This is a genomic window from Streptomyces sp. MA5143a, assembly GCF_900290235.1.
In the GTDB taxonomy this organism is placed as follows: domain Bacteria; phylum Actinomycetota; class Actinomycetes; order Streptomycetales; family Streptomycetaceae; genus Streptomyces.
Genome location: NZ_OLMK01000020.1, coordinates 20,644 through 45,204 on the forward strand (window position 1 = coordinate 20,644; position 24,561 = coordinate 45,204).

22 protein-coding genes and 1 pseudogene are annotated in these 24,561 nt (G+C 71.4%); 11 read left to right on the plus strand and 12 right to left on the minus strand.

What is annotated here, in order from left to right:
• Window positions 1-77: 77 nt before the first annotated feature.
• Complete coding sequence (gene argH, locus SMA5143A_RS09970; RefSeq protein WP_107462525.1) at window positions 78-1,508, minus strand: argininosuccinate lyase; 1,431 nt, start codon at window positions 1,506-1,508, stop codon at window positions 78-80.
• A 234-nt stretch (window positions 1,509-1,742) separates the two neighbouring features.
• Here argH and SMA5143A_RS09975 point away from each other — a divergent pair.
• From SMA5143A_RS09975 to SMA5143A_RS09995, 5 genes and pseudogenes are all read left to right on the plus strand, one after another.
• A pseudogene (locus tag SMA5143A_RS09975) lies at window positions 1,743-2,573 on the plus strand (hypothetical protein); the annotation flags it as partial.
• Between the two features lie 665 nt (window positions 2,574-3,238).
• Window positions 3,239-3,826 carry a pyridoxamine 5'-phosphate oxidase family protein gene (locus tag SMA5143A_RS09980; RefSeq protein ID WP_107462527.1) on the plus strand — a complete coding sequence of 196 codons (588 nt, stop codon included), beginning with the start codon at window positions 3,239-3,241 and terminating at the stop codon, window positions 3,824-3,826.
• 145 nt (window positions 3,827-3,971) lie between these two features.
• Window positions 3,972-5,309: a ferredoxin reductase family protein gene (locus tag SMA5143A_RS09985; protein WP_107462587.1), complete on the plus strand. Its 1,338-nt coding sequence runs from the start codon at window positions 3,972-3,974 to the stop codon at window positions 5,307-5,309.
• A gap of 121 nt (window positions 5,310-5,430) precedes the next feature.
• On the plus strand, window positions 5,431-6,525 hold the full coding sequence (locus tag SMA5143A_RS09990) for an FMN-binding protein (protein ID WP_107462528.1): 1,095 nt from the start codon (window positions 5,431-5,433) through the stop codon (window positions 6,523-6,525).
• Between the two features lie 4 nt (window positions 6,526-6,529).
• The gene (locus SMA5143A_RS09995; RefSeq protein ID WP_055536665.1) at window positions 6,530-7,324 is read left to right on the plus strand and encodes an FAD:protein FMN transferase; all 795 of its coding nucleotides are present in this window, start codon (window positions 6,530-6,532) and stop codon (window positions 7,322-7,324) included.
• A gap of 116 nt (window positions 7,325-7,440) precedes the next feature.
• Here the strand turns inward: SMA5143A_RS09995 and SMA5143A_RS10000 are convergent, their stop codons facing one another.
• Genes SMA5143A_RS10000 through argC form a run of 5 tightly spaced genes read right to left on the minus strand, consistent with a single transcriptional unit; the run spans window position 7,441 to window position 12,274 of the window.
• The gene (locus SMA5143A_RS10000; protein WP_107462529.1) at window positions 7,441-7,977 is read right to left on the minus strand and encodes an arginine repressor; all 537 of its coding nucleotides are present in this window, start codon (window positions 7,975-7,977) and stop codon (window positions 7,441-7,443) included.
• A gap of 19 nt (window positions 7,978-7,996) precedes the next feature.
• Window positions 7,997-9,193 (minus strand): acetylornithine transaminase, encoded by a 1,197-nt coding sequence (locus SMA5143A_RS10005; protein ID WP_107462530.1) that lies wholly within the window; start codon window positions 9,191-9,193, stop codon window positions 7,997-7,999.
• A complete protein-coding gene (gene argB, locus SMA5143A_RS10010; RefSeq protein WP_099965542.1) occupies window positions 9,190-10,101 on the minus strand; it encodes an acetylglutamate kinase in 912 nt (303 codons plus the stop codon). Before argB ends, SMA5143A_RS10005 begins: the two co-directional genes overlap by 4 nt.
• Complete coding sequence (gene argJ, locus SMA5143A_RS10015; RefSeq protein ID WP_107462531.1) at window positions 10,098-11,249, minus strand: bifunctional glutamate N-acetyltransferase/amino-acid acetyltransferase ArgJ; 1,152 nt, start codon at window positions 11,247-11,249, stop codon at window positions 10,098-10,100. Before argJ ends, argB begins: the two co-directional genes overlap by 4 nt.
• Window positions 11,246-12,274, minus strand: a complete 1,029-nt coding sequence (gene argC / locus SMA5143A_RS10020) for an N-acetyl-gamma-glutamyl-phosphate reductase (RefSeq protein WP_107462532.1) — start codon at window positions 12,272-12,274, stop codon at window positions 11,246-11,248. The genes argJ and argC overlap by 4 nt, the downstream gene beginning before the upstream one ends.
• 323 nt (window positions 12,275-12,597) lie before the next feature.
• Between argC and otnI the strand changes: the two genes are divergently transcribed.
• Window positions 12,598-13,410 carry a 2-oxo-tetronate isomerase gene (gene otnI, locus SMA5143A_RS10025; RefSeq protein WP_107462533.1) on the plus strand — a complete coding sequence of 271 codons (813 nt, stop codon included), beginning with the start codon at window positions 12,598-12,600 and terminating at the stop codon, window positions 13,408-13,410.
• A 122-nt stretch (window positions 13,411-13,532) separates the two neighbouring features.
• On the opposite strand, the gene SMA5143A_RS10030 is transcribed toward otnI, so the two are convergent.
• The gene (locus SMA5143A_RS10030) at window positions 13,533-13,886 is read right to left on the minus strand and encodes a cupin domain-containing protein (RefSeq protein ID WP_107462534.1); all 354 of its coding nucleotides are present in this window, start codon (window positions 13,884-13,886) and stop codon (window positions 13,533-13,535) included.
• 274 nt (window positions 13,887-14,160) lie between these two features.
• On the opposite strand from SMA5143A_RS10030, the gene SMA5143A_RS10035 reads away from it, so the two are divergent.
• Together SMA5143A_RS10035 and SMA5143A_RS10040 are read left to right on the plus strand one after the other, a co-directional pair.
• Window positions 14,161-14,556 (plus strand): hypothetical protein, encoded by a 396-nt coding sequence (locus SMA5143A_RS10035; RefSeq protein WP_107462535.1) that lies wholly within the window; start codon window positions 14,161-14,163, stop codon window positions 14,554-14,556.
• A 41-nt stretch (window positions 14,557-14,597) separates the two neighbouring features.
• Window positions 14,598-15,788, plus strand: a complete 1,191-nt coding sequence (locus SMA5143A_RS10040) for a hypothetical protein (RefSeq protein WP_181361799.1) — start codon at window positions 14,598-14,600, stop codon at window positions 15,786-15,788.
• A 24-nt stretch (window positions 15,789-15,812) separates the two neighbouring features.
• On the opposite strand, the gene SMA5143A_RS10055 is transcribed toward SMA5143A_RS10040, so the two are convergent.
• Complete coding sequence (locus SMA5143A_RS10055) at window positions 15,813-17,807, minus strand: hypothetical protein (protein ID WP_107462536.1); 1,995 nt, start codon at window positions 17,805-17,807, stop codon at window positions 15,813-15,815.
• A 172-nt stretch (window positions 17,808-17,979) separates the two neighbouring features.
• On the opposite strand from SMA5143A_RS10055, the gene SMA5143A_RS10060 reads away from it, so the two are divergent.
• A complete protein-coding gene (locus SMA5143A_RS10060; RefSeq protein WP_107462588.1) occupies window positions 17,980-18,777 on the plus strand; it encodes a hypothetical protein in 798 nt (265 codons plus the stop codon).
• Window positions 18,778-18,810: 33 nt separating this feature from the next.
• Here the strand turns inward: SMA5143A_RS10060 and SMA5143A_RS10065 are convergent, their stop codons facing one another.
• Window positions 18,811-19,206, minus strand: coding sequence for a DUF5997 family protein (locus SMA5143A_RS10065; RefSeq protein WP_107462589.1), 396 nt, complete (start codon window positions 19,204-19,206; stop codon window positions 18,811-18,813).
• An 84-nt stretch (window positions 19,207-19,290) separates the two neighbouring features.
• On the opposite strand from SMA5143A_RS10065, the gene SMA5143A_RS10070 reads away from it, so the two are divergent.
• Window positions 19,291-20,073 (plus strand): LysR substrate-binding domain-containing protein, encoded by a 783-nt coding sequence (locus SMA5143A_RS10070; RefSeq protein ID WP_107462537.1) that lies wholly within the window; start codon window positions 19,291-19,293, stop codon window positions 20,071-20,073.
• 134 nt (window positions 20,074-20,207) lie between these two features.
• On the opposite strand, the gene SMA5143A_RS10075 is transcribed toward SMA5143A_RS10070, so the two are convergent.
• The gene (locus tag SMA5143A_RS10075) at window positions 20,208-22,694 is read right to left on the minus strand and encodes an alpha-L-arabinofuranosidase C-terminal domain-containing protein (RefSeq protein ID WP_107462538.1); all 2,487 of its coding nucleotides are present in this window, start codon (window positions 22,692-22,694) and stop codon (window positions 20,208-20,210) included.
• Window positions 22,695-22,839: 145 nt separating this feature from the next.
• On the opposite strand from SMA5143A_RS10075, the gene SMA5143A_RS10080 reads away from it, so the two are divergent.
• The gene (locus SMA5143A_RS10080; protein WP_107462539.1) at window positions 22,840-23,310 is read left to right on the plus strand and encodes a DUF6314 family protein; all 471 of its coding nucleotides are present in this window, start codon (window positions 22,840-22,842) and stop codon (window positions 23,308-23,310) included.
• Window positions 23,311-23,334: 24 nt separating this feature from the next.
• Here SMA5143A_RS10080 and SMA5143A_RS10085 read toward each other — a convergent pair whose 3' ends face one another.
• Window positions 23,335-23,907 carry a histidine phosphatase family protein gene (locus SMA5143A_RS10085; RefSeq protein WP_107462540.1) on the minus strand — a complete coding sequence of 191 codons (573 nt, stop codon included), beginning with the start codon at window positions 23,905-23,907 and terminating at the stop codon, window positions 23,335-23,337.
• 207 nt (window positions 23,908-24,114) lie between these two features.
• Window positions 24,115-24,552, minus strand: coding sequence for a GNAT family N-acetyltransferase (locus SMA5143A_RS10090; RefSeq protein ID WP_107462541.1), 438 nt, complete (start codon window positions 24,550-24,552; stop codon window positions 24,115-24,117).
• Window positions 24,553-24,561: the final 9 nt, after the last annotated feature.

The window sequence follows — 24,561 nt, forward strand, 5'->3', positions numbered from 1 at the left end:
GTCGGCTCCTTACGGCTTCCGACCAACGTAACCCGCGATGACCTTGGTTGTGCGGTGCGGGGGCACCGGCGCCGGTGTCAGCCCTGCTTCGCCGTCGCCCAGGCGTGCTGGACGGCCAGGTTCTCCTTGACCTCCGCCAGCTGGGTGGCGACCGCGGAGGGGGCCGTGCCGCCTCGGCCGTTGCGGGAGGCGAGCGCGCCGGGGACGTTCAGGACCGTGCGGACCTCGGGGGTGAGGTGGGCGGAGATCTTGGCGAACTGGTCGTCCGTCAGCTCGTCGAGCTCCTTGTTCTCGGACTCGGCGACCTTGACGCACTCGCCGGCGACCTCGTGCGCGACCCGGAACGGCACGCCCTGCTTGACCAGCCACTCGGCGATGTCGGTGGCGAGGGAGAAGCCGGCGGGGGCCAGCTCCTCCATGCGCTCGCGGTGGACGGTGAGGGTGGCCATCATCCCGGTGAAGGCGGGCAGGAGGACCTCCAGCTGGTCGATGGAGTCGAAGACCGGCTCCTTGTCCTCCTGGAGGTCCCGGTTGTAGGCGAGCGGGAGGGCCTTCAGGGTCGCCATGAGACCGGTCAGATTGCCGATGAGGCGGCCGGACTTGCCACGGGCCAGCTCGGCGATGTCCGGGTTCTTCTTCTGCGGCATGATCGACGAGCCGGTGGAGAACGCGTCGTGGAGCGTCACGAAGGAGAACTCCTTCGTGTTCCAGATGATGACCTCCTCGGCGATCCGGGAGAGGTTCACCCCGATCATCGCGGTGATGAAGGCGAACTCGGCGACGAAGTCGCGGGAGGCCGTGCCGTCGATGGAGTTGCCCGAGCTGCCGTGCTCGAAGCCGAGGTCCTTCGCGACCGCCTCCGGGTCGAGGCCGAGGGAGGAGCCGGCGAGGGCGCCGGAACCGTACGGGGAGACCGCCGTGCGCTCGTCCCACTGGCGCAGCCGCTCGGCGTCCCGGGACAGCGACTGGACGTGCGCGAGGACATGGTGGGCGAACAGCACCGGCTGGGCGTGCTGGAGGTGGGTGCGGCCGGGCATCGCCACGTCCGGGTGGGCCTCGGCCAGGCCGACCAGCGCGTCCTGGAGTTCGGCGATCAGGCCGGCGATGACGCGGGCGTGGTCGCGCAGGTACATGCGGAAGAGGGTCGCGACCTGGTCGTTACGGGAACGGCCGGCGCGCAGCTTGCCACCGAGGTCGGGGCCGAGGCGCTCCAGCAGACCCCGCTCCAGGGCGGTGTGCACGTCCTCGTCGGCGATGGTGCCGACGAAGGAGCCGTCGGCGACGTCCGCCTCCAGCCGGTCGAGGCCGGCCAGCATGTCGGTCAGCTCGCCGTCCGTGAGCAGACCCGCCTTGTGCAGCACGCGCGCGTGGGCGCGGGAGCCCGCGATGTCGTAGGGCGTCAGCCGCCAGTCGAAGTGGACGGACGCGGACAGCTTCGCCAGGGCCTCGGCGGGACCGTCGGCGAAACGGCCGCCCCAGAGCCGAACGTCACCGCTGTTGCTGCTCACTTGCGCTGCTCCTAGAGAGGTGTGGATCTTCCACGTGCGTCTGCCGCGGCCTTCGGCGACCGACGGTTGCTATGCATGATTATGCAGAGTCCTGCATGAATCGTCAATGTGAGAGAAGTTCAAGAGAAAAGCAAGAAGCCTTGAACACTCGAAACCGCTTACCCGTACCTCTCCCCGAACGCAGGCGCCGCGTCAGATCACACCGACCACACCCGACCCGAGTGAGGCATCCGCATGTCCAGGGCTCTTCCGAAGTACAACAAGCGTCGCGTAGGGATCATCGGCGGCGCCGCCGCGGTCGTGCTCTCCGGAGCGGTCATCGCGGGTTCCGCTCTCGCCGGTGAGGGTGCCAACAACGACGGACAGGACGCCGCGTCCCCCGGCACCATCGCGTGCCCGGCGGTCGAGGGCAGCCTGCCCGCGATCCCCGCGTCCGCCAAGGCCGAGGTCGACCGCAACCTCGCCCTGCTTCAGACCCAGATCCAGGAGGCCAACAAGCGCCTCGTCGACACGGTCGGTCAGGGCGGCCCCAACTTCGTCCAGAACGCCATTCTCGGCCCGCTGGAGGACAAGCGCGTCGCCGCGCTGAACCGCATCGAGACCGCCATCGGCCGCGCCGCCGCCAAGCCCGAGGGCCTGGAGAAGCTCGCCCCCTGCCAGCTCAACCAGGGCGGCGCCGCGGGCGCCGGCGACCAGGCGGGCGCGGGCGAGGAGGCCGGAGCCGGCGCCGAGGCCGGAGCGGGCGACGCCGGTGCGGGGAACGACGCGGGTGCCCCGGGCACCATCTCCTGCCCGGCGGTCGAGGGCAGCCTCCCCGCGATCCCCGCGTCCGCGCAGGCCGAGGTCACGCGCAACCTGGAGCTGCTTCAGACCCAGATCCAGGAGGCCAACAAGCGCCTCGTCGACACGGTCGGCCAGGGCGGCCCCAACTTCGTCAACAACGCGATCCTCGGCCCGCTGGAGGACAAGCGCGTCGCGACGCTGAACCGCATCGAGACCGCCATCGGCCGCGCCGCCGCCAAGCCCGAGGGCCTGGAGAAGCTCGCCCCCTGCCAGCTCAACCAGGGCGGCGCCGCGGGCGCCGGCGACCAGGCGGGCGCGGGCGAGGAGGCCGGTGCGGGCGAGGAGGCCGGCGCCGAGGCCGGTGCGGGCGAGGGCGCGGGCAACGCCGACAACGCCGGTGCCGAGAACAACGCGGGTGCCCCGGGCACCATCTCCTGCCCGGCCGTCGAGGGCAGCCTCCCCGCGATCCCCGCGTCCGCGCAGGCCGAGGTCACGCGCAACCTGGAGCTGCTTCAGACCCAGATCCAGGAGGCCAACAAGCGCCTCGTCGACACCGTCGGCCAGGGCGGTCCGAACTTCGTCAACAACGCGATCCTCGGCCCGCTGGAGGACAAGCGCGTCGCCGCGCTGAACCGCATCGAGACCGCCATCGGCCGCGCCGCCGCCAAGCCCGAGGGCCTGGAGAAGCTCGCCCCCTGCCAGCTCAACCAGTAGTCCTCCGGCTCGGCCGGAGTGACCTCCTGCGCTCCTGATCGGGGGCGACAGGGGCCGTGGCCGCCCCGCGCGCCGGCCGGGGCGGCCACGGAAGACCCGGTTCCGGGTGGATCCCCGCAAGGGGACCCACCCGGAATTCGCGTTCCCGCACCTGATCAACCTCCCCGACGCCGTACCCGCTTCCCCGCGAATTCCTTAGACAGGCGAAGTTTTTCCGTCAATAATCGTTAGACATGGGAAAGACTTACGAGCGCATCGACGGCCGCCTCCGTACCTTCATCGAGGCGCAGCCCCTCTTCTTCACGGCCTCGGCGCCCCTGTCGGCCGACGGCACGGTCAACCTCTCCCCCAAGGGCCTGCGGGGTTCGTTCGTGGTCCTCGACGAACTCACCGTCGCCTATCTGGATTTCGCGGGCTCCAACGCGGAGACCATCGCGCATCTGCGGGAGAACGGCCGGATCACCCTCATGTGGTGCGCCTTCCAGGGCCCGCCCACCATCGTGCGCGTCCACGGCAAGGGCGAGGCCGTCTTCCGTGACGACCCACGCTTCCCGGAGCTCCTGGCGCACTTCCCCGACATCGACCCCGCCCAGCACGGTCTGCGCGCCGTCATCGTGGTGCGGGCCGAACTCGTCCGTGACAGCTGCGGCTACGCGGTTCCCTTCATGGCGTACGAGGAGGACCGCGATCTGCACGGGCGCCGCTTCGCGCGCGAGGACGACGACTCGCTCACCGCGTACTTCCGCTCCAAGGAGCACATCGAGAGCAGCCTGGACGGACTGCCCGGGCTGCCGTTGCCACTGCCGCCGTCGGCCGGCTGAAACGGAACATCCCGTTCGCCGGGCGGTTTCCCCACCACGTTGAACACACGGCACTCCCTGCACGTACGTGTGGGCCAAGGGTCCAGCCCACCACGGAGGAACCGTGTCCACGATCGCCGGAGGTCGCGCCGCGCGCCGCCAGACGATGCGCCGCATCCGACCTCGCCGCTCCCCCGCCGTCCCGCTGCTGATCGCCTTCTGGGCGGGCGCGGCGGCGGTGGTGTGGCTGTGGTGGGACAACACGCCCTCCATCGCGGATCAGGGCAGCCAGATGGTCAACGCCGGCCGGATCACCGGCCTGCTCGGCGGATACCTGATGGCGCTGGTGGTGCTCCAGATGGCGCGGGTGCCCGCGCTGGAACGCCGGGTCGGCTCCGACCGGGTCGCCCGCTGGCACGCGATGACCGGCCGCTACACGCTCTGCCTGGTCGTCGCGCACGTCGTCCTCACGATGTACGGGTACGCCCTCCAGGCCGGTCTGACCCACACCGCGATCCTCCAGCAGACCATCGACTCCATCAACCAGCTGCCGGACATGGGCAAGGCCGCCATCGGCACCGGTCTGCTGGTGTTCATCGGGCTGATCTCGATCGGCCCGGTCCGCAAGCGGATCCCGTACGACCTCTGGTACCACACCCACCTGCTGACGTACGCGGCGACGTTCCTGACGTTCTGGCACCAGATCACCACCGGCAACGAGTTCGCCGCCACCCCCGAGGCGAAGACGGGCTGGTACGCGCTGTACGGATCGGTGACCGCGCTGGTCGTCTGGTACCGGATCCTCACCCCGATCCGGCTGAACATGCGGCACCGGCTGCGGGTCGAGGCGGTCATCGAGGAGTCGCCCGGCATCGTCTCGGTGCTGATGAGCGGGCGCAAGCTGCACCGCATGGGCGCGGAGGCCGGACAGTTCTTCCGCTGGCGGTTCCTGGCCCCCGGTATGCGGTTCAGCTCACACCCGTACTCGCTGTCGGCGGCGCCGCGCCCCAACATGCTGCGCATCACCGTCAAGGCGATCGGCGACCACAGCTCCGCCCTGCGTGACCTGGAGCCCGGCACCCGGGTGTGGGCCGAGGGCCCGTACGGGGCGCTCACGGCCGCCAAGCGCAGCCGGGGCAAGGTGCTGCTGGTGGCCGGTGGCGTGGGCATCACGCCGATGCGGGCGCTGTTCGAGACGTTGCCCGGCGCGGCCGGTGATCTGACCCTGCTCTACCGGGCCAACAGCACCCAGGACCTGGCGCTGTGGGACGAGCTCGCGCAGATCGCGGAGGAGCGCGGGGCGCGCCTGATGTACGCGGTGAACAGCCCGGAGGGCGAGCGCCCCGACATCTCGGCGGACTCCCTGCGCCGGAAGATCCCGGACATCGAGCGCCACGACGTCTTCCTGTGCGGTCCGCCCGGGTTCGCCCAGGGCGTGTACGCGGCACTGCGCGGGGCGGGTGTCCCCACCCGCCGTATCCACCACGAGTCGTTCGAGATGTGAGCGACGGCCCGCGGGCCGTCTCCCACTCTCCACGGGGCCGTCCCCCACCGACCCCTGCCCATGGGACTGCCCCACGGGGCTTCCCCCTACCTGCCTTCTCACTTCAGGAGCTGAAGGAGCGATGAAGAAGAGCCACCCCATCCGGCGGACCCTGCTCGCCACCGCCGCCACCGTGTCCGGCATCGTGCTGCTGCTGTCGCTGAAGCCCGCCTCGGACCCGGCCGGATCGGTACAAGCCGGAGCGGCCGGGGGCGCTCCGTCGGCCCAGGGCGGGGTGGTGGCGGGCGCGCAGACCCTCACGGGCACCGCCGTGCAGACGGACTACGGCCCGGTCCAGGTCCGTATCACCGTCGACGGCGGCAAGATCACCCAGGCCGACGCCGTCCAGAAGCCCAGCGGCGGCCGGTCCACGCAGATCAGCGGCACCGCGATCCCGAAGCTCAACCAGGCCGCCGTGGCCGCCGGTTCCGCCGACATCGACGCCGTCTCCGGCGCCACCTACACCAGCGACGGCTACAAGAAGTCCCTCCAGTCCGCCCTCGACCAGGCCGGCAAGGCGCAGGGCTCGGGCGGGCAGACGCTCACGGGTACGACCGTGCAGACGGACTACGGCCCGGTCCAGGTCCGTATCACCGTCGACGGCGGCAAGATCACCCAGGCCGACGCCGTCCAGAAGCCCAGCGGCGGCCGGTCCACGCAGATCAGCGGCACCGCGATCCCGAAGCTCAACCAGGCCGCTGTGGCCGCCGGTTCCGCCGACATCGACGCCGTCTCCGGCGCCACCTACACCAGCGACGGCTACAAGAAGTCCCTCCAGTCCGCCCTCGACCAGGCCGGCAAGGCGCAGGGCTCGGGCGGCGAGGGCTCGGGCGGCGGGGCCGAGGCGGGCGGCTCGCAGGACGCGGGCGGCGGCGCGGCGGACTCCGCGGCCGGGAAGTCGACGGGCACGCAGGTGCTCACGGGCTCGGCCGTCAAGACGGACTACGGGCCGGTCCAGGTCCGTATCACCGTCACCGACGGCAGGATCACCAACGCCGAGGCGCTCCAACAGCCGAGCGGCGGTCGCTCCACCCAGATCAGCGGCACCGCCATCCCCAAGCTCAACCAGAACGCCGTCGCGGCGGGGAGCGCCGACATCGACGCTGTCTCCGGTGCCACCTACACCAGCGAGGGATACAAGAAGTCCGTGCAGTCCGCCCTCGACCAGGCGGGCTGATCCGGTGGCCGAACCCGCCGGGGCCGCCGCGCCCGCCCAGCTGCGGCACGCCGAGGAGGTCATGGGCACCGTCTTCTCCTTCGACGTCCGGGGAGGCGAGCCGGCGGCGATCAGGGCCGCGCTCGACGAGGCGGTGGCCGGGCTGCACACCGTGAACGAGGTGTTCAGCACCTACCGCGAGCAGAGCCAGATCTCCCGGCTGGCGCGGGCCGAGACCACCATCGAGGAGTGCGACCCGGAGGTCGCGGAGGTGCTCGGACTGTGTGCCGAGGCGGAGCGGGTGAGCAACGGCTGGTTCAGCGCGACCTACGAGGGCCGCTTCGATCCGACCGGCCTGGTGAAGGGGTGGGCGACGGAGCGGGCCGCTCTGCGTCTGGTCGAGGCGGGCGCGGCCGGGGTGAGCGTCAACGGCGGCGGCGACGTCCAGCTGTGCGGTGTGCCCGGCCCCGACCGGCCCTGGCGGGTGGGTGTGGCCGATCCGCTGCGGCCGGGTGGGCTGGCCGCGGTCGTCACCGCGGCGGGCGCGGACCGGTTGGCCGTCGCCACCTCGGGCACGGCCGAACGGGGCGCCCATATCGTCGACCCGCGCACCGGGAAGTCCGCGGTCACCGACCTGGTGTCGGTGACGGTGGTCGCTCCCCGGCTGACCTGGGCGGACTGCTGGGCGACGGCGGCGTTCGCGATGGGGTCGCGGGAAGGTCTGGCCTGGCTGGAGTCACTGCCGGACGTGGAGGCCCTGCTGATCACGGCGGGCGACGAGGTGCGGTGCACGGGAGGGCTGGCCTCCCGCCTGGGATGACCGGGGCACGCCTGGGATGACCGGGGCACGCCTGGGATGACCGGGGCACGCCTGGGATGACCGGGCCTGCCTGGTGTCACCGGGCAGACCTGGACCGCACCGTCCCGCCGTCGCCGTCAGTGGCCGTTCTGGGCCAGCCGCAGCAGATGGTCCGCGAGGGCCTGACCGCCCACCGGGTCACGGCTGATCAGCAGCAGCGTGTCGTCGCCGGCGATGGTGCCCAGCACATCGTGGAGCTCCGCCTGGTCGATGGCCGAGGCCAGGAACTGGGCCGCGCCCGGCGGCGTACGGAGCACCACCAGGTTCGCGGAGGCCTCCGCGGAGATCAGCAGCTCCGCCGAGAGCCGCCGCATCCGCTCCTCCTTCGCGGACCCACCGAGCGGTGCCCGGGGCGTACGGAAACCGCCCTCGCTCGGCACCGCGTAGATGAGGTCGCCGTCGGTGTTGCGGATCTTCACCGCGTTCAGCTCGTCCAGGTCCCGGGAGAGCGTCGCCTGGGTGACGCTCAGCCCGTCGTCGGACAGCAGCTTCGCCAACTGGCTCTGCGAGCGCACCGGTTGCCGGTTGAGGATGTCCACGATCCGCCGGTGGCGTGCCGTACGGGTCTGCGGCACCGCGGGCCCCGCCTGGTCGTGCTCCTGCGCCTGGCTCATCGTCGTCCCATTCCCCGGATCATCCGTCCCCCTTGGTCGCGTCCAGGACACCGGGCAGCGCCCGGAGGAAGGCGTCCACCTCGGCGTCACCGATGTTCAGCGCCGGCATGAGCCGTACGACATCGGGGGCGGGCGCGTTCACCAGGAGACCGGCGTCCTGAGCCGCCTGCTGCGCCTGGGGCGCGAGCGGCTCGGTGAGCACGATACCCAGCAGGAGGCCCGCGCCACGGACATGGGCGATCAACGGGTGGCCGAGGGACTCGATGCCCTCCCGCAGCCGCTCGCTCTGCCGCTTCACGTTCTCCAGCAGGCCCTCGGCCCGGATGGTCTCCAGGACGGCGAGCCCGGCGGCGCACGCGACGGGGTTGCCGCCGAAGGTGGTCCCGTGGTGACCGGGCCGCAGGAACTCCGCGGCCCGGCCGAAGGCGACGGTCGCGCCGAGCGGGAGTCCGCCGCCGAGGCCCTTGGCGAGGGTGACGACGTCCGGCAGGACGCCCTCGTGGGCCTGGTACTCGAACCAGTGCCCGGTCCGGCCGACGCCGGTCTGCACCTCGTCGAGGACCAGCAGGGAACCGGTGGCCGCGGTGATCGCGCGGGCCGCCTTCAGATAGCCGGGGGGCGGGACGACGACGCCGTTCTCCCCCTGGATCGGCTCGATGATGACGAGCGCCGTCTCCTCGGTGACCGCGGCGGCCAAGGCCTTGGCGTCGCCGTAGGGCACGTGGGTGACGTCGCCGGGCAGCGGGTGGAAACCGGTCTGCTTGCCGGGCTGGCCGGTCAGGGCGAGGGCGCCCATGGTCCGGCCGTGGAAGCCGCCCGTGGTGGCGACCATATGGGTCCGCCCGGTCAGCCGGCCGATCTTGAAGGCGCCCTCGTTGGCCTCGGCGCCGGAGTTGCAGAAGAAGACCTTGCCGTCCCGGCCGAAGGTCTCCAGGAGCCGTTCGGCGAGCGCGACGGGCGGCTCGGCGACGAACAGGTTGGAGACATGTCCGAGAGAGGCGATCTGCCTGCTGACGGCCTCGACGACCGCCGGGTGGGCGTGGCCGAGGGCGTTGACCGCGATTCCGCCGACGAAGTCCAGGTACTCCTTGCCGTCGGCGTCCCACAGGGTGCTGCCCTCACCGCGGACGAGGGGCAGTCTCGGGGTGCCGTAGTTGTTCATGAGCGAGCCCTGCCACCGCTGGGTCAGCTCTGCGTTGCTCGCGGTCCCGGTCATTCGGCGTCCCCCTCGGTCACGGCGTCGGGCACGACCATCGTGCCGATGCCCTCGTCGGTGAAGATCTCCAGCAGGATCGAGTGCTGGACCCGGCCGTCGATGACGCGGGCGGTATTCACGCCGTTGCGCACGGCGTGCAGGCAGCCCTCCATCTTCGGCACCATGCCGGAGGACAGCTCCGGCAGGAGTTTCTCCAGCTGGGAAGCGGTGAGGCGGCTGATCACCTCGTCGCTGTTCGGCCAGTCCTCGTAGAGGCCCTCGACATCGGTGAGGACCATGAGGGTCTCGGCGCCCAGCGCGGCAGCGAGTGCCGCAGCCGCCGTATCAGCATTGACGTTGTAGACATGTCCGTCGTCCTCGCTCCGGGCGATCGACGAGACGACCGGGATGCGGCCGTCGGCGAGCAGCGCCTCGATCGCACCCGTGTCGATGTCGGTGATCTCGCCGACCCGCCCGATGTCGACGCGTTCGCCGTCGATCTCCGGCTGGTGCTTGATGGCGGTGATGGTGTGCGCGTCCTCGCCGGTCAGACCGACGGCGAGCGGTCCGTGCTGGTTGAGCAGGCCGACCAGTTCGCGCTGCACCTGCCCGGCGAGCACCATGCGTACGACGTCCATGGCGTCCTCGGTGGTGACGCGCAGCCCGGCTTTGAACTCGCTGACGATGCCGTGCTTGTCGAGGGCGGCGCTGATCTGCGGGCCGCCGCCGTGCACGACGACGACGTTCAGGCCGGCGTGCCGCAGGAAGACGACGTCCTGGGCGAACGCCGCCTTCAGCTCCTCGTCGATCATGGCGTTGCCGCCGAACTTGATGACGACCGTCTTGCCGTTGTGGCGGGTCAGCCAGGGCAGGGCCTCGATGAGGATCTGGGCCTTGGGGAGAGCGGTGTGTTTCCGCGTGGTGCTCATGAGGAGTAGGCGCTGTTCTCGTGGACGTAGTCGGCGGTGAGGTCGTTGGTCCAGACGGTGGCGGTCTCGGACCCGGCGGCGAGGTCGGCGACGATGTGCACCTCGCGGTAGCGCATGTCGACGTTGTCGCGGTCCTCTCCGACGCCGCCGTTCTTGCAGACCCAGACGCCGTTGATGGCGACGTTCAGCCGGTCCGGCTCGAACGCGGCCTTCGTGGTGCCGATCGCGGACAGCACGCGGCCCCAGTTGGGGTCCTCGCCGTGGAGGGCGCACTTGAGGAGGTTGTTGCGGGCGATGGAGCGGCCCACCTCGACGGCGTCGTCCTCGGTCGCGGCGTTGACCACCTCGATCCTGATGTCCTTGCTGGCGCCCTCGGCGTCCCGGACGAGCTGCTGCCCGAGGTCGTCGCAGACGGTGCGCACGGCCTCGGCGAACTCGGCGTACTCCGGGGTGATCCCGGAGGCGCCGGAGGCGAGCAGCAGCACGGTGTCGTTGGTGGACATGCAGCCGTCGGAGTCGACCCGGTCGAAGGTGACCCGGGTGGCCGCCCGGAGGGCCTGGTCGAGGGTCTCGGCGTCGACGTCGGCGTCGGTGGTGAGGACGACGAGCATGGTGGCGAGGCCGGGGGCGAGCATGCCCGCGCCCTTGGCCATGCCGCCGACGGTCCAGCCCTCGCCCTGGGCGACGGACGTCTTGTGCACGGTGTCGGTGGTCTTGATGGCGATGGCGGCCTTCTCGCCGCCGTGCTCGGACAGCTGGGCGGCGGCCGTGTCGACACCGGGGAGCAGCTTGTCCATGGGGAGCAGGACGCCGATGAGGCCGGTGGAGGCGACGGCGACCTCGGCGGCGTTCAGGCCGAGGACGTCGGCCACCTTCTCGGCGGTCGCGTGGGTGTCCTGGAAGCCCTTGGGGCCCGTACAGGCGTTGGCGCCGCCGGAGTTGAGGACGACGGCGGAGACCTGGCCACCCTTCAGCACCTGCTCGGACCAGAGCACCGGCGCGGCCTTGACCCGGTTGGAGGTGAAGACGCCCGCAGCGGCGAGGCGGGGCCCGTTGTTGACCACGAGGGCCAGGTCCGGGTTGCCGTTCTCCTTGATCCCGGCGGCGATCCCGGCCGCCGTGAATCCCTGTGCTGCCGTCACGCTCACGGCGCCACTCCGATCGTCGTCAGCCCGGTGGACTCGGGGAGCCCGAGGGCGATGTTCATGCTCTGGACGGCACCACCGGCGGTGCCCTTGGTGAGGTTGTCGATGGCGCTGATCGCGATGATGCGGCCCGCCGCCTCGTCGTACGCGACCTGCACCTGAACAGCGTTCGAACCGTGGACGGACGCCGTGGCGGGCCACTGCCCCTCCGGGAGGAGGTGGACGAAGGGCTCGTCGGCGAAGGCCTTCTCGTACGCGGCGCGCGCGGACTCGGCGGTGACGCCCTCCCTGGCCTTGGCGCTGCACGTGGCGAGGATGCCGCGGGACATGGGCGCGAGGGTCGGGGTGAAGGACACGGAGACCTGCTCGCCGGCGACCCCGCCGAGGTTCTGGATCATCTCGGGGGTGTGGCGGTGGCCGCCGCCGACGCCGTACGGGCTCATCGAGCCCATGACCTCGCTGCCGAGCAGGTGCGTCTTGGGGGCCTTGCCCGCGCCGGACGTCCCGGACGCGGCGACGATCACGGCCTCGTTCTCGGCGATACCCGCCGCGTACGCGGGGAAGAGGGCCAGGGTGGCGGCCGTGGGGTAGCAACCGGGCACCGCGATGCGCTTGGACCCCTCCAGCGCGGCGCGGGCGCCCGGCAGTTCGGGGAGGCCGTAGGGCCAGGTCCCGGCGTGCGCGGAGCCGTAGAACTTCTCCCAGTCGGCCGCGTCCTTCAGCCGGAAGTCGGCGCCCATGTCGATCACGAGGACATCCGGGCCGAGCTGCTCGGCCACGGCGGCGGACTGCCCGTGCGGCAGGGCCAGGAACACGACGTCGTGTCCGGCGAGGACCTCGGCCGTGGTCTCCTGGAGGACCCGGTCGGCCAGCGGCAGCAGGTGCGGCTGAAGGGCGCCGAGGCGCTGACCCGCGTTCGAGTTGCCGGTCAGGGCGCCGATCTCGACCTCGGGGTGCGCGAGCAGCAGGCGCAGCACTTCGCCGCCCGCATAACCGCTCGCTCCCGCCACCGCTGCACGTACCGCCATGGAAAACCCTCCTCCTGGATGGCATGACTATACGTTTCGCTGCACGTTTATGCAATCAGTGATCACGGGGGCACGCCTTCGCGTCGGTGGGGGCACTGCGGGCGAGTGGTGCCGTCGTGAGCGGGACGACCGGGCGCCGACGTGATCTTCGACGACGCGATGACCGCGTCCGTGGTGGAGACCGCCGACGCGATCGGCAAGCCCGTGCTCTCCAACCCGTGCTCTCCAACCCGTGCTCTCCAGCGACCAGCGCGTCTTCCACCACTGCACCCGGCCGTCCACCATTGATCCTTGCCGTCCCCGGCTGAACCACAGGAGCCAGCATGCCGAGGTTCGCAGCGAACCTGTCCATGATGTACACCGAGTACGACTTCCTCGACCGCTTCGCACCGGCCGCGGCCGACGGCTTCCAGGCCGTCGAGTACCTCTTCCCCTACGCCCATGACGCCGCCGAGCTGCGCCGCCGGCTCGACGACCACGGCGTGGAGCAGGTGCTCTTCAACGCGCCTCCCGGAGCGTGGGAGTCCGGGGAGCGCGGGACGGCGGCGCTGCCCGGACGCGAGGCGGAGACCCGTTCCGGGGTCGACCGGGCGCTGGAGTACGCGGCGGCGCTGGACTGCCCGCGGGTGCACCTGATGGCCGGACTGGTGCGACCGGACGCGACACCGGCGGAGTGGGCCAGGCACCGGGGCACCTACCTGACCAACCTGGCCTGGGCCGCGGAACGGGCCGCCTCCGCGGGCGTCGACATCCTGATCGAGCCGATCAACGGCCGCGACATGCCCGGATACTTCCTGAGTACCCAGGCCGAGGCCCATGGCGTGACGCGGGAGGTGGGCGCCTCGCATCTCAAGGTGCAGCTCGACCTCTACCACTGCCAGATCGTCGAGGGCGACCTCACCACGACGTTGCGCCGCGACCTGCCGACCGGCCGGGTCGGTCATCTGCAGATCGCGGGTGTGCCCGACCGGAGTGAGCCCGACCGGGGTGAGTTCAACGTCCGCCATCTGCTCGACGTGGTCGACGAGCTGGGCTTCGACGGGTGGATCGGTTGCGAGTACCGCCCCCGCGCCGGCACGAGCGAGGGTCTTGGCTGGCTGAACGACTACCGCGGCCGCCGAGGCGACAGCGCGTGAGGATGCCGTCGCGGCCGGAGGGCGCGGGGCAACCGGCCGCGGGAGTCATCGAGCGGTGTGTCCTCGGGGCAGGCTGCCTCCCCAGTGGTCTCCACGGGTGAGAGCAACGTGCGCCATCGGGCTCAGGACACGGTCACGTAGATCTTGCGCACGGTTTCGATGGTCTTCCAGACACCCACGTAGCCCGGCTTCATGACAAAGCTGTCGCCGGCCTTGTAGATCACCGGCTCGCCGCCCTCCGGCGTGAGTTCGACGACGCCGGAAAGGATGTGGCAGAACTCGAAGGTCTCGCCCTTGATCGAGCGCGTCTCCCCGGGCGTCGCCTCCCAGACTCCCGTATGGATCGTTTCCCCGCGGGCGTCGTCCTGTGCCCAGGTCTTGTACGTCGGATCGCCGGAGATCAGGCGTCCCGGCAGCGGGCCGGACTCCTTGGGCACGAAGGAGGGATCGGTGTCGATGGTCTTCAGGAGCGACATGCTTGTTCCTCTACTGCTATGGCCCACGGAACTGCTTATGGCCCACGGACCGACAAGGCTCTGGAGACGTCGAGTGTCCCCGGCATTCCGCACGGAGCCCATGCATGAACTGTCCATTGCGGACACCGTGTTCGGACGTTGTGTCAAGGACACACGGCGGAGGTGGGTGGATACCCGGCCTTGCACCGGTCCGGACGCATGAAGTTCAGGCCCTCGATGGTCCGCTTTCCGAGTTCAGACGTCTCGGTGGGGCCGGCCACGGCAGACTGCGCGCATGCGACTCCCCGCCGAGGCCGTCGCCGCCACCGCGCTGATCGAGGTCGTCAGGATCTCGGCGCTTCCGGTGAAGAAGGGCGACCCCTATCCCGGCCGTGTGGTCGCGCACTGGGCCGGGGCCGAGGTCGCGGACGCCCTGGCGCTGATCGAGGAACTGTCGGGGGGCGAACAGCACCGGTGCGGGTTCTCTCCCGGGTGGAGCGTCCGGGCCTACGGGGACGCCCTCGACACGGCACTGTTCGAAGCCGCGTTCTGCTTCACGTGCCAGGAGGTCCGCATGCACGGACCGGCCGTGCCACCCCCGCTGGCCAAGCAGTTCTTCGACCCGGCGGCCCCACCGGCCCGGACCCTGCTGGCCCGCTTCCGCGCGGTGTCCGCGCGGACAGAGACCTGAGGGCCGGTCCCGATGTCAGCGGGGTGCCGTACCTTCGGGCCATGTCGATCACAGCCCGCCTGCGCGACTCGGTGCAGTTGCCGAACGGTGCATCCCTGGTCAACGGCTTCGCCCTCGACAGCCGAGCCGACCGCCCGCATCGCGCCCTCCTGAGGAACGGGCCCACACTGGAGGTCCACGACCTGGCCGGGCTGTTCACAGATGACCCTGCGCCGACCGCCGTCTTCCCGCTGCCCTGGCCCGGCTGGCGCGGGGGCGTCCACTCGGTGAGCGCCGACGCGTCGTTCGCGGTGTTCTCGGGCCAGCGGGCGGTGCGGGCCGTGGCCCCCGGCGGAGCGACGCTGTGGGAGTACCGGCACGGCTGCTGGAGCCCCCTCCTCGGCCACCCGCACACCGGGGACGAACAGGAGGTGTGCGACGGGCTGGAGCACGGGTCCTGCCGCGTATCCGACGACGGCCGGCTCGTCTGGGCACATGTCGTGGCGCCGGAGGAGCACGGCGGGCAGGAGTACTGGGCCGTCCTGGACGCGCGCACCGGGAGTGAGCTGGCCCGGCTGCCGCTGGACAGCGCGGCCTCCGGCTCCCACCACGTCTCCCACCCTGACGGCGTCCACATGGGGCTGAGCATCGGCATGGGCCAGGACGGCCTCCTGCTGCACTGGGCCCGCTGGGACGGCGAGGAGCTGACCGCCTGGGACCTGAACGAGACCCTGGACCGCGACCTGACGGATGTCCACCCGGCGCATCCCGGCTTCCTGACCGCCGAGCACCACGGCACGGACCTGCGGCTGCACGCCCTCGACGGCACGGTGCTCGCCGAGGGAGCAGCGGCGGAGGCCGGACCGGAGTCCCGTGACGAGGCGGACCTCGACGGCGCATACGACGAGGACGACGAGGGCGACGAGGGCGACGAGGGCGACGAGGGCGACGAGGGCGACGAGGGCGACGAAGATGAAGACGACCTCGACGACGAGGACGAGTCGCCCTGCTGGGACCACGGCGGCGGCTTCGTCGACGCGGACACCGTCATCGCGTCGACGATCGACGCCGCCGACGACCCGGCGGAGGGCCGCCACTGGCTGCTCGACGCGCACATCCTGGAGATACGCGGCGCGATCACGTACCCCACCGGCCACGTCGACAGCTATGTGCGCCCGCTCGGGGACGGGACCTGGCTCACCTACGACGACACGAGCGGCACGCTCGCCCGCTGGAGCGAAGCGGCGTCATGAACGCGAGCTCCGGCCGTCCCCGCGTCACGGCAGGTCCAGGACCGCGTCGATCAGGGACCGCATCTCCTCGTCGAACAGGATCGTCCGGTAGTCCCCGTGGGGCGCCAGTCGCCGGTCGGTGTCCCGCACCCGGCGCAGCACCGCACGGGTTTCGTCGGTGACCGTGCCGATGGCGACCAGGGCGCGCAGCGCGTCGACGAAGTAGCCGTAGGAGTCGTCGCCGTCGGCCAGGGGCCGCAGGTACTCCCCGAGGACGGACACGCTCGGTTCCGCCTCGCCCGTGATCGACGCGAGCGCGATCGCGGAGCGCAGTCGCAGCCAGCCGTCGCCGCGCTCCATGAGCTGTCGTACCCGGTCGGCGTAGGGCGCGGCAGCCGGCCCGAAGTGACCGATGAGGTGGACGGGACCGTAGAAGGGCTCCTCCTCGGTCAGCACCGCCTCGCCCACGAGCCGCAGCGCCGATGTGCTGTCACCGTCGAGGACCGAGGCGGCCCACGCCACCTTCTGGTGGTTGGCCGGGTGGTCGAGGACGGTGGCGCGGCGCACCTCGGGTGCGGCGGACGCCGCGGCCGGTCCCATCGCCACGAGCGCGTCGATCGCGCTCAGCGAGTACCGGGCGTCGTCCAGCAGGGTCACCACCTCCGGCAGGGCGGGCGCGGACGCCTCACCCCACGCGGTGAGGACGCCGAGCAGGCAGCCGGTCAGCCCGCCGCCCTTGCCGTCCTTGCGGAGCAGTGCGCGGATGTCCGGCACCAGGCTCTCCGCGTGCGCCGCGAGCGGGGTCAGGACGTCCTCGACCTCCGGCAGGCGGGGGTCGCCCGAGCAATAGGCGCGCGAGTACTGCCCCTCGTAGGGCGCGTACAGCCGGGCGACCAGGCCCGGCAGGGCGCGTGGGTCGCCGATGCGGGCCAGGGCCCAGCGGGCGTGATCGCCGACGGTGCCCTCCAGGAAGTCGGGCTCGTCCTCACCCCGGTCGTCGAGGAGGGCGGCGAGTTCGTCGGCGTAGGGGGCCGCGCGGCGGCCCAGTACCGCGAGGAGGTGGGCGGCCAGGTAGCGGACGCCGTCGTCCCGGTCGGCGAGCAGCGCACCGGCGTGCGGCAGCAGCCGCTCGGCCACGGACGGCCGGAGGACCAGCAGCCGCCACGCCTCGTGGAGCGCGATGCGGCACAGCAGGGCGTCGCCGTTGCGGCGGGCCGCCTCGATCAGGTCGAGGACGAAGTCGAGCATCGTCGGGGGTACGGGGGCGAACAGGCCCACCGTCCAGGAGACGACGTCCTCGCGGGTGAAGGCCGTCTCGACATCGGAGACGTACCACGCGGCCTCGAACAGCGGTCGTACCGCCGGGTCGGTGAGGATCTCCGTCAGCAGGCCCTGTTCCCGCACCGGTGCCTCGGGATCGAACGCGGCCCAGGCGTGCACGGCCGCGACCCGCAGGACGGGGTCGTCCGTCCGCAGCACCTCGGTCACCACCGCCCGTACCAGGTCCGCCGCCTCCGGGCCGGCGGCGCCTGCGGCCGCCCCCAGTTCCAGCAGGACGGCGGGCCGCACTGTCGGGTCCGTCTCCGCCCGCCAGCGGTCCAGCAGCGGGCCGACGTCCCCGGCGAGGGGGAGGGCCTCCCTGCGCAGCTCGGGGTCCGGGTCCGCCAGCAGCGCCAGGAACACCGGCCGCTGGAGCCGCCATGCCTCGTGCCACGCCTCGTCGACCTGGTCCGGCTCGGCTTCGGCCGCGAACCGGGCGAAGCTCACCAGAGTCCCGACGAGTGCGCGGCGCGCGCCGCAGGCCGGATCGCCGGCGAGGGCGGCGACGAACGGCAGCGCGGCGGTCCTGATGGAGGGCAGGCGTCCGGTGCCGGACGCGAAGCAGTCGTCCAGCGGGTAGCAGTCCTCCTCGGTCGCCGACTCGCCCTTCAGCGCGAGCCTTCGCAGGACCGCGCGCGTCGTCGTCGTCCGATGCTCCCACACTGGCTCCAGCCGCTCCCACGGCACGTCGTCCAACGCCTCCACCGCGAAACCCGCCACCCGCGCCCCCCATGACCTCGTGCCCCGTGTTCATCCGTGGTCCCGGCCATCATGCTGTCACCAAGCACAGTCGCCGCCGAACGACTTTTCGACCAGCCGATCGCGGCCACAGCCGTCCGCCGGGGCATGGATGCTCCTGTCGCTGTCAGACCCCCGTGTCACACTGCGTCGCATGTCTCTCGCCGGTCTCACTCTCGACGCATGGCGCTCCTTCGCGCCGGCCATCGCGCGGCAGGTCGCCCAGGAGGCGGCCGCCCGGGTGGGAGGCCGGTTGGTCCGCGTCGACAGCGTCGAGCACCTCGGTGCCCCGCTGAACCGTGCCCTGATCGAGCGGGACGGGCAGGAGTTCGCCTTGATACCGGGCGGCCGGGTCACGCTCGGCTTCGACGCCGCCGCCTGGCGGCCGACGCCCGAGCAGTCGGCGGACTACGCCCGGAGCGTGGCCGAGGGATACGGGTACGACAGCGACCTTCGGGGACACCTCGCGCAGGTGCTCAGTCCCCGCCGTGACGTGGTGCTGGACACCGTGCTCATGGCGGTGGAGGGCGAGCATCTGACGGAGCCGCCCGCGGAGACACCGGCCGTCCTGGCGGCGCGCGGTCTGCGCATGCCCACCTCGGACGAGTGGGAGCACGCCTGCGGTGCCGGGGCCGGCACCCTGTTCCGCTGGGGCGACGACTGCCCCCTGGACCGCGTCCCCTACGACGACCCCACGGGCCCCCAGCACGAACCGAACGCCTTCGGCCTGCGCATCGCGTACGACACGTACACGACGGAGCTGACGAGCGACCCCTCGGTGGTGCGCGGCGGCGACGGCGGCGAGTCCGTGTGCGGCGGCTACGGCCATCTGCTCGGCTGGCTGCCCCTGGCCACGGCGAACGTCAACCCGTCGATGGCGGAGTTCGTGTACGGGGAGGACGGCGAGGACCTCTACGAGGACTTCACCGTACGGCCGGTGCTCACCCTCTGAGAGCGGCCCGCCGCCGTGCCTCCGGCTGTGTCCTCAGGGGCGTTCCGCGGCCCGCTCCGCGTTGCGCTTCTTGATGCGGGCGCCTTCCTTGCGGACCTCGGCCTGGGTGGCGCGCTCACGCTGGAGCCACTCGGGGCTCTCGTCCTTCAGCGCCTCGATCTGCTCGGTGGTGAGCGCCTCGGTGACACCGGCGCGGGCCAGTCCCGCGATGGAGACGCCCAGCTTGGCGGCGACGACCGGGCGGGGGTGCGGGCCGTTGCGGCGCAGCTCCTGAAGCCAGGCCGGTGGGTCGGCCTGGAGCGCGTTCAGTTCGGCGCGCGAGACGACGCCCTCCCGGAACTCGACGGGGGTGGCTTCGAGGTACACACCCAGCTTCTTCGCCGCGGTCGCGGGCTTCATGGTCTGGGGTGCGGTCTGGTGCGACGTCATGGTGTCCAGGGTATCGAGCATGTGCGCCAACGCTGACCACGCCCGGAGAGCGGGGGCGACGGCCCGGCCCGATAGCCTGGTCGTGTGACAGGTTCGGATGCATCGCCCTCGTTCCGGCTCGCGTACGTTCCGGGAGTGACGCCCACGAAGTGGGTGCGGATCTGGAACGAGCGGTTGCCCGACATTCCCCTCACCCTGGTCCAGGTGTCCGCCGCCGAGGCGCTGGGCGCTCTGCGGGGTGGCGAGGCGGACGCCGGGTTCGTCCGGCTGCCGGTGGACGGGGCCGACCTCAGCGCGATCCCCCTCTACACCGAGGCCACGGTGGTGGTGGTCCCCAAGGACCATGTCGTCGCGGCCGTCGACGAGGTGTCCACGGACGATCTGGCGGACGAGATCGTGCTGCACCCCCTCGACGACACCCTCGACTGGGAGCGCCCGCCGGGGCAGCCGGCGTTCGAGCGCCCGGCCACCACGGCGGACGCGATCGAGCTGGTGGCGGCCGGGATCGGGCTCCTCGTCGTGCCGCAGTCACTGGCCCGCCTGCACCACCGCAAGGACCTGACGTACCGCCCGCTGACCGACGCCCCCGAGTCCCGGGTCGCCCTGTCCTGGCCGCAGGACGCGACCACGGACATGGTCGAGGACTTCATCGGCATCGTGCGGGGCCGCACGGTCAACAGCTCCCGGGGCCGCTCCAAGCCGGCCGAGGACAAGCAGCAGCCGAAGCCGAAGCGCCAACCCGCCGCCGGCACCCGCCGCCAGCCCACCACCGGTAAGCCGACCACCCGCAACCCCCGATCCGGCTCAGGCGGCACCCGAACGTCGAAGAGCGGCGGCAGGCCAGGAAAGCCCCGCCGCCGCTCGTAACCCACGAACCGCGGCCCTCACGTTGGACCGCAGCCCCCTGGATCGGGCCGCAGGCCCGAAAAGGGGCGCGGGGAACTGCGCGACCAGCCCCCACGCACCGGCGGCCGGACCTCAAGCCCAGCGGCCTCCCTTCCTCACCGCTTCTTGATCCGCAGGAACGTCACCGAGTTGGCCGGAAACGTATAGCTGAACTTCCTCGCCACCCCACGGAACGTCGACGTCACCGGCGCGACCGGCGTGGCCGTCTCCGTGTTCACGGCATCCGGCGCCGCCGCGAGCGTGGTCACCCGCGCGGTCCCCCGCACCTTCGCACTCCCGAGGTCGACGGCCGTACGCGCCGCGACCGGCTGCGCGTTGACGACCTTGACGATCAGGTCACCGGTCCTGGCGTCCCGTGTCACCACCTGCCGGAACGGCTCCGCCGGCTTGTCGTCGGTGAAGCTGCCCCACTCCTGGCCGTCGAGCAGCAGGGTCACCTCGCGGCCCCGCACCTTGACCTCGATGTCGTACGCGCGGCCCGTCTCGATCGTCCCCGGCTTGGAGATCAGCGACGACTTGCCGCCGTCGACGGCCTGCTCCACCGCGCTGGTCGTGTTGTTCCAGCCGCCGAGGTTCCACCAGTAGTAGTTGCCGGTGTCCTTGACGCCGAAGGCGACGAGGAAGCCCTCCTTGCCGGACTTCTTCGTGGCCTTCACCTTCAGGTCGTAGTCGTGCCAGGAGGGGTCACCGGCCGAGACCATCGTGTTCTCGGCGGCCACGTCGGTCTGCACGTACTGCCCGTCCTGCACGGACCAGCTGCCACCACCGGTGTGGGTCCACTGCGAGGCGTCCCCGCTGAAGTCGTCGCTGAGGAGGGTCGCCCCGTCGGCGCCCGTGACCCTCACGTCGTCGTACGCGGCGGTCGTGGCCCAGGTGGACAGGCCCACGGCTCCCGAGATGGGGCCGCTGACCGCGGGGGTGCCGGTGGCCGTCGAGGGGACGACCCGGTCCCCGACGTTGTTCATGAACAGCTTCTGCATCTGGTAGTTGGCCGACCCCCAGGACGCGTGGTTGTTGAACCAGATCATGTCGGGGCTCCACTGCACGTAGTCCTCGTTGGCGAGGAGCGGTGCGTAGGAGGCCAGTTTGACGACGTCGGCGTTGCGTTCCAGGCCGGTCATGAACGCGGCTTCCGCGAGGGCGTTCTTGAAGGCGTTGCCCCAGGAGGCGTATTCGCCGAGGAAGACCTTCGGGCCCTTGCGGTCGTAGGAGTCGTAGCGGTCGTTGTTCTGGAGGAACCACTGGGGGCTGTTGTAGTAGTGCTCGTCGACCATGTCGACGTTCGCCTCGCGGTTCAGCTTCCACGCGGTGTCGAAGGTGCTGCCCGAGTCGTCGGGGCCGGAGTTCGACACGACCTTGATGTCGGGGTACTTCGCCTCGATGGCGGCCCGGAACTTCTGGAAGCGGGCGAAGAACTCGTTCGGCAGGTTCTCCTCGTTGCCGACGCCCAGGTGGGTGAGGTGGAAGGGTTTCGGGTGGCCCATCCGGGCCCGCACCCGACCCCATTCGCTGGTCGTGGGCCCGTTGGCGAACTCGATCAGGTCGAGGGTGTCCTGGATGTGCCGCTGGAGCAGGGCCTCGTCGTCGGTGGCCTTGTTCTGGCCACAACCGGTGACGAGGGCGGGCACGACGGGCAGCGGCATCGCGCCGATGTCCTCGGCGAACTGGAAGTACTCGTAGTAGCCGAGGCCGTAGGACTGGTTGTAGCCCCAGACGTTGGCGTTGGTGGCCCGCCGCTCGACCGGACCGATGGTGTCCTTCCACTGGTAGGCGCGGGTGCGCTCCCAGTTCGAGGCCTCGCTGTAGTCCTTCATGGAGCCGGTGTTGACGAGGCAGCCGCCGGGGAAGCGCAGGAAGCCCGGCTTCAGGGCGGCGATCTTCTGGGCGAGGTCCTTGCGCAGACCGTTCCGGCGGCCCTTGTAGGTGTCGCGGGGGAAGAGGGACACCTCGTCGAGGGCGGCGGCACCGGAGGTGGCGACGGCGAGGCGGCCGACGGAGCTGGTCCGGGTCGCCTTCAGCACGACGCGGTACTTCGCCCAGCCGCCGGCCGCGACGGCCACCCGGCGGGCCTTGGCGAGCGTGCCGTCGGCGTCCTTCAGGGTGACGGTCAGGGTCGTACCGCTCGCGGCCCGCGCCCACACCGAGAAGTCGTACTTCTTGCCCTTCTCGACGCGGATGCCGGTGTTGTAGCCCGTGTTCGTGACGGTCGAACCGGCGCCCAGGGAGAGGTGGACGCGGTTGCGGTCGTTGAGCCGGCCGCTGTCGTTCAAAGCCTGGGCCGAGCCGTCGACCGTCCAGGAGGTGAGGGGGGTGTACGCGCGGTTGTCCGCGGTGGAGTACTCGAAGGACCGGTTCTGGACGAGCTCGGCGTACAGGCCGCCGTCGGCGGCCCGGTTGATGTCCTCGAAGAAGACGCCGTACATCGTGTCGTCGATCCTGGCGCCCTGGGCGGTGGGGTCGACGGTGATCCTGTAGTCGCTGACGTCCTCGGCGTGGGCGGGAGCCGGGACCGAGGCCGCCGCCACCAGGAAGGCGGTGGCGGTGAGACCGAGTCTCCAGCGGGTGCGGGTGCTGCGTGACATGGATACTCCGCGGCTCGTGGTGGGGGGTCAGAGAGTTGTTCGAAATATCAGACAATGATCAGCGCATCGGACGGCAAGATAGGGAGGAGGCCGGAAGGCGTCAATGGGGCGTGCGGCCACCCCTGTGACTCAAGGGAGGCCCGGTATGGGCGAGTTCCGGTCAGTGCCCGATGTGCTGGTCTATCTGTCCGGGAGCTGGCGGGTCACCCGCTCGGTGCGGGATCTGGCGAGCGGTGCCACGGGCGAGTTCTCCGGGACGACGGTTTTCGGCCCGCTGGACGGCGGCGGGCTGCTCCACCGGGAGGCCGGGATCTTCGTCTGGCAGGGCGTCCCCCGCCCCGCCGAACGCACCCTGCGCTTCCTGCCGGGCCCCACCCCCGGCTCGGCGGACGTCCGCTTCGCCGACGGCCGCCCCTTCCACGACCTGGACCTGACCTCGGGCCGCTGGCGGACGGACCACCCGTGCGCCGCCGACCTCTACCGGGGCGAGTTCGAGGTGTACGACGAGGACCACTGGCGGACGACGTGGCGCGTCGGCGGCCCCACGAAGCAGCAGCTCCTGGTCACTGACTACACACGGACCGGGCACCCCGGCCACCCCGGGCGGACGGCGTGACGCCGCCCGCGCGCCGCGGTCGGTCTAGGCTGCGCCCAGCCGCAGGTTCCAGCGGCCCGGCAGGCCCGCGACGGTGAGCGTCGACAGGGGGCGGACGTCCATGTGCCAGTACGTCGACGGCGGCGCCTTGAGCGCGTAGACGAGGGCGGCGCGGAGCACGGAGGGCTCGGCCACGGCGACGATTCGGCCGCCGTCGTCCTTCGGCCGGGTGTCGAGCCAGCTCCCTATCCGGGCGATGAAGGACAGAAGGGACTCACCGCCGTGCGGGGTGCAGTGCGGGTCGGCGAGCCAGGCGTCCACCGCCGAGGGCTCCCGGGCCATGGCCTCGCCCAGGGTGAAGCCGCGCCAGCGGCCCATGTCGCAGTCGCGCAGCGCGGGCTGCGCCAGCGGCGCGTACCCGAGGGCGTCGCCGGTGGCCCGGCTGCGGGGCGTCGGCGAGCAGTAGCGCAGCTCGGCCGCCGCCAACGGCACCAGTTCGTGGGCGGCGCGCTGCACCTCGTCCCAGCCGGCCTGGTCCAGCGGCCGGTCGTCCTCGAAACGCTCAGCGAGCAGCGAGGAGCAGCGCGCCGCGGCGACGAACGTGACCCGAAGTTGCATGCGGTGATCGTGGTGGCCGAAACTGAGCAGGTCAAGAGGTGTTACCCATAGGTTACGAGACACCGTCGGACCCTCACGGGCCACGGCCCACGCCCTTCGCCGCAAGCCACTCGCGCCCTTCATCGGAAGCCGCCCACACCCTTCGCCGGAAGCCACCCGGGCGCTCCCCGGAAGTCACCCGCGCTCCCCGGAGGCCCCCCTCCCGTCTCACTCGGACACGAGAGCCATCCACCGGTCCGGTTCCACGAGGGGGCGGAAGCCGAGCTGCTCGTAGACGGTGTGCGCGTCCTTGGTTGCGAGCAGGACACGGCGCAGCCCGAGCGGTTCCAGGTGGGTACGGACGGCGCCCACCAGTGCCTTGCCGATCCCCTTGCCGCGCAGGGCCGGATCCACGTACACGTCGCAGAGCCAGGCGAAGGTCGCCGCGTCGGTCACGACGCGCGCGTACGCCACCTGCTCGCCCGAAGTCGCCTCGTACACACCGAAGTTGAGCGACCCGGCGATGGCGCGCTCCTGCTTCTCGCGGGGCCGGCCGAGAGCCCAGTACGCGTCGGAGGACAGCCAGCGGTGGACACGTCCGACGTCGAGTCGGGTCGGGTCGGTGGAGATCTCGTAGCCCTCGGGCAAGGGGAATGCGTCGTTCATGGCTGGACG